Below are 4720 nucleotides of genomic sequence, written 5' to 3' on the forward strand. Positions count from 1 at the left end.
CTATCGGGTGGCGAGCAACAAATGCTCGCCATCGGCCGCTCCCTCATGGCCCGACCAAAACTGATCCTGATGGACGAACCTTCGATGGGCTTGTCACCTCTCCTGGTGAAGGAGGTGTTCTCGATCATCCGACGCATCAACCGGGACCTCGGCGTCACTATTCTCCTGGTCGAGCAGAATGCCGGCGCGGCGCTGTCGGTGGCCTCGCACGGGTACATCATGGAGCAGGGGAAAATCGTGCTCGACGGCACCGCCGACGAACTTCGCGACAACGAGGACGTCAAGGAATTCTACCTCGGCGGCGCCGGCGAGCAGCGGCGAAGCTTCAAGAACCTCAAGAGCTTCAAAAGACGCAAGCGTTGGCTGTAATAGTTGAGGCGCAATCGACATTATATGCGATCGAGAGGCCATGGCACCTTCCTTTGATCACTTTGAAACGCGCGATCCGGCTGAAAGGGAGGCCGACCTTTTTGCTCGTCTCCCACCCGTCATTGCCTCTGCAATGCGTACGCCGGCGTATGCCGCAAGCCTCGCTGGTATAGATCCCGCAACGGTCGTCTCGCGTAAAGCGTTGGCGGCACTCCCCCTCCTGCGAAAATCAGACTTGCCTTCGCTTCAGACGTCCTCGCCACCATTCGGAGGGCTGGTCCCCGGTCCCCTTTCCTCCTTCTCCCGTCTCTTCACGTCGCCCGGCCCGATTTACGAGCCCGAAAGTCGGCGCAGCGACCCTTGGCGGATGGCGCGAGGGCTGTCGGCCGCAGGCTACCGTGAGGGCGACGTGGTTCTGAACACCTTCAGCTATCATCTGACGCCGGGCGGATTTATCTTCGATAGCGGCGCCAGAGCCCTTGGCTGCGCCGTGATCCCGGCAGGACCCGGCAACACCGAACAGCAACTCGAGCTGATCGAGGCCTACCGACCCGTTGCCTATTGTGGCACGCCTGATTTTCTCAAAATCCTGCTGGATGCTGCGACGACGACCGGAAAAGACATTTCCTCCATACGCCGTGCGCTCGTATCCGGCGCCGCCTTTCCCAAATCGCTCCAGGAAGAAATTGCCCTGCGCGGCATCGAAGCCTATCAAGCCTACGCGACTGCCGATCTCGGTCTGATCGCATACGAGACATCAGCGCGTGAAGGGCTGGTCGTCAACGAAGACCTGATTGTCGAGATCGTGCGACCAGGGACAGGCGATCCGGTTGCTGTTGGTGAGGTCGGCGAAATAACGGTGACGTCGCTCGAGTCGGATCGCCCCCTGATCCGGTTTGCGCTCGGCGACCTGACATGCGCCCTTCCCGGCTTCAGTTCGTGCGGTCGCACAAATATGCGCATCAAAGGATGGCTGGGCCGCGCGGACCAAACGACGAAAGTCAAGGGGATGTTCGTCAGACCGGAACAGATTGCCGAAATTGGGCGGCGGCACGCCAATCTGGGCCGGCTTCGCGTTGTCGTAACGCGGGCCGGCGCAGCAGATAGCATGACGCTCTTTGCGGAGCTTGATGGACCTCAAAGCGCGGATCTCTCTGCGGCCGTCGCGGAAACCATGCTGAGCATCACGAAGCTCAAGGGTGCCGTTGAACTCGTCGCACGCGGGACGCTTCCCAATGACGGAAAAATCATCGAGGACGCGCGTCCCCCAGGTTGAACCCGGCTCAGGCGAAGAGGGCTGCACCAAGTTGGATCGGCAGATGCGCCGCCGCATGGGCGACGATTGAGCATTCCAGGCCTCGACGAAGAAAAAGCCAACCGCAGAGAATGCCGATGATGCCGTTGAGCACGATCGCCCGCAGGACGATCAAGGGCGTCAACGCCGTCATCATCCCCGTGATCGGGAGGTGCCCCGCAGCGAAGAGGATAGCGGCAATGGCGATCGCAACCCATCCAACGCCTGCACCGCGCGCGCGCTCGGGTCCGACGACAAGCCCGACAAGGAAGATGATGCCCGAGACGACGAAAAGACGGGTCATGACTTCCTCGTTGACGCCACCGTAAAGCAGGCCTGTCAGCAGCGCACTCCAGAACGCATCCGTGATGATAGGGCTGGGCCGGAAGGAAACTTGCGGTTGGAAAAGCACTACGTCGCAGCCCACGACCGCGATCCCCGCGAAAATTCCGAGAACCGCGGCCCGAAGAAGCGCCCGTCCCAGGGGCGGCGCCTTCGGCCCTCCGGCCACCTGGATCACCATGGGCGCTCCGGGGAGACCGGCTTTCGCCGCCGCCCACAAGCCGAAAAATGCAGCAAGGCCGAACACGACGAGCGTCTGGATCCCAGCGAGCGCCACCAATTCGAGGCTCGCCTGTGCGTCGGCCAACCCTGCCTGACGACGCGCCGCGAAGATTGTCGGCAGCGCGCTCATCGAGCCTGCGAGGCAGAGGACGACCAATATTCCCGTTGCACGGAGGCGAAGGTTGAAAGATGGGGACACGGACGATCTTTCCGAGAGCGCCGACTGCCGTAGAGGACGCGGCCGAGGGAGGGTCCAAGCTCAATAAATTTGGTTTGGGATTGGCGAAAGGAAAATATTTACTGTGACGCCAATACATCTATCATCGAAAACCTGCAGACTTCTCGGCAACATATGCTCGATCCGAAATCAACTCCCTTCGGCATTAGGGAAGAGCCGATCCGGGATCCGGAGCAGCTCAACCGCGCCATCCATCTCACGGCCCGCTCGACTTGGCTTCTGCTGGGTGTCCTCACGCTATGCGTCTTGACGATCGTCGCCTGGAGCTTTCTCGGCCGCCTGTCGTTCTATGTGCAGGGGATGGGCGTCATCCTCATGCAGCGAGGCGTCGTCTTCGACATCGTCTCGACCTCCGCCGGCTCGGTTCAGGAGATCCGGGTCAGCGTCGGGCAGCAGGTCAAGAAGAACGACGTGCTCTTTATCGTCAAACAGGACGAGTTGACGGCCCGCCGCAAAATGGCGCGGGATGCGCTCGCCCAGCAGCAGGACGCGCTGGCGAAGTATCAGGCGTCGTCGCAGGCCGACGTCCAGCGGCGGCGCGACAATCTCGATCAGCAACTGAAGTCCTTGCAGAACAATCTGGCCGATGCCCAGAACAACCAAAAGCAGCTGACTGACATCTATGCCGGCCAGCAGCAGGAATTGGCGCGTGGTTACACGACGAAACCGCAGGTGCAGRCAGCCTATGACCGGCTCTCCGCCGTTCAACAGTATATCCGCACCATGACGGACCAGCTCTCGAGTCTGCAGACACAGCAGATCGAGTTCGAGGATCAGGTCAATCGCGCCGTCGCCGATCTGGAGATGAAGGTCACCGCGGCGAAGGGCAATGTCGACGACCTCGACGTGCAGATTTCGTTCGGTGGTACAATCCGATCGCCCTCGGACGGCGTCGTGACGGAAATCGCAACGCAGGTCAACGCGATCATCCCAGCGGCAAGCCAGCTCGCGGTCGTAGAGACTGGAGGCGAGTCTCTGGTCGTCCACGCCTATCTCCCTATCTCCGGCGGCAAGCGTGTCGCCGTCGGAATGCCGGCCGAGATCAGTCCAACGTCCGTGGAACGGGATATTTACGGTTCCCTTCGCGGACAGGTTACGAGCGTCAGCGCTCTCCCCGTGACCCGTCAGGGTCTGATGAACATCATCGGCGACGACGACCTCGTTTCGCAGCTCATGGCGAGTGGAGCGCCCATCGAAGTTCAGATGACCTTCGAGAGCGATCCGACTACCCGAAGCGGATTGCGCTGGACGTCGTCGTCGGGACCACCGCTTCAGATTACGCCGGGCACGACAGCGGAATCCATGATCCTGGTGCAGCGCCAGCGTCCTATCTCGCTTGTGGTGCCACTCGCGCAGACGTGGCTCAGCCTATGATGACGCAGGCCCGTAAATGGCCGTCCTTCTTTCGCCGCGGCAACCGAGTGTCGACCCCGACCGTGCTGCAGATGGAATCCATGGAATGCGGTGCGGCGGTGCTCGGCATTGTGCTCGGATACCACCGCCGGTACGTCCCACTTGAGGAACTACGCATCGCCTGCGGCGTCTCCCGCGATGGCGTGAAAATATCGAGTATCCTGCATGCTGCGGCAGGATATGGCCTCAACGGCTCGGGCTTGCAGGTGACGGCCGAGGAGGTGCTGAAACTCCCACCGCCCTTCATCGCCTATTGGGACGAGAACCATTTTGTCGTCGTGGAGGGTACGTCCGGCTCAAGCGTCTACATCAACGATCCAGCTTATGGCCGTCGCAGCATCAGTCGCAAAGAATTCCAACAATCGTTCTCCGGCGTGGTGCTACGCTTGGAACCGGGGCCCAATTTCAAGCCCGGCGGACGGCGCGGGCGCCTGCTGCCGACGCTCTATCATTGGACCGCCGGCTCTCGCCCCGCGCTCGCGATGATCGCGGCGGTCACATTTCTCCTGGTCGTTCCGAACATTCTTCTGCCAGCCTTCCTCAAGGTCTTTATCGACGAAGTTCTCGTGCGGGGTTTCAGTGACTGGCTGTTTCCCTTGCTTATCGGATTTCTTCTATCGGCCGTTCTGAGCGGCGCCCTCACCTTCCTACAGCAGACGGTGCTCCTCCGACTTCAGACAAAGTTTGCGATCACCATCTCCACACGCTTCGTGTGGCATATGCTTCGACTGCCCATTGTCTTTTTCACCCAACGCTACGCAGGTGACATCGTCTCGCGAGTGCAATCGGCAAACCAACTTGCCTCGCTCCTCTCTGGACCGCTGCCGACGATGGTGGTCAAT

General features: G+C 60.8%; 5 protein-coding genes. 4 read left to right on the plus strand and 1 reads right to left on the minus strand.

What is annotated here, in order from left to right; genetic code table 11:
* Together AC1DT3_RS12540 and AC1DT3_RS12545 are read left to right on the plus strand one after the other, a co-directional pair.
* Positions 1-369: ATP-binding cassette domain-containing protein (locus tag AC1DT3_RS12540; RefSeq protein WP_477465584.1), on the plus strand; the 369-nt coding region annotated here is incomplete at its 5' end.
* Between the two features lie 40 nt (positions 370-409).
* Positions 410-1645, plus strand: coding sequence for a phenylacetate--CoA ligase family protein (locus AC1DT3_RS12545; protein WP_477465585.1), 1236 nt, complete (start codon positions 410-412; stop codon positions 1643-1645).
* A 7-nt stretch (positions 1646-1652) separates the two neighbouring features.
* Here AC1DT3_RS12545 and AC1DT3_RS12550 read toward each other — a convergent pair whose 3' ends face one another.
* Positions 1653-2426 carry a CPBP family glutamic-type intramembrane protease gene (locus tag AC1DT3_RS12550; protein ID WP_477465586.1) on the minus strand — a complete coding sequence of 258 codons (774 nt, stop codon included), beginning with the start codon at positions 2424-2426 and terminating at the stop codon, positions 1653-1655.
* 153 nt (positions 2427-2579) lie between these two features.
* Between AC1DT3_RS12550 and AC1DT3_RS12555 the strand changes: the two genes are divergently transcribed.
* Both AC1DT3_RS12555 and AC1DT3_RS12560 read left to right on the plus strand, forming a co-directional pair.
* The gene (locus AC1DT3_RS12555; protein ID WP_477465587.1) at positions 2580-3839 is read left to right on the plus strand and encodes an NHLP bacteriocin system secretion protein; all 1260 of its coding nucleotides are present in this window, start codon (positions 2580-2582) and stop codon (positions 3837-3839) included.
* Between the two features lie 47 nt (positions 3840-3886).
* On the plus strand, positions 3887-4720 hold an 834-nt coding region (locus AC1DT3_RS12560; protein ID WP_477465588.1), incomplete at its 3' end, for a cysteine peptidase family C39 domain-containing protein.

It is taken from the genome of Microvirga sp. P4_G7 (assembly GCF_056401005.1).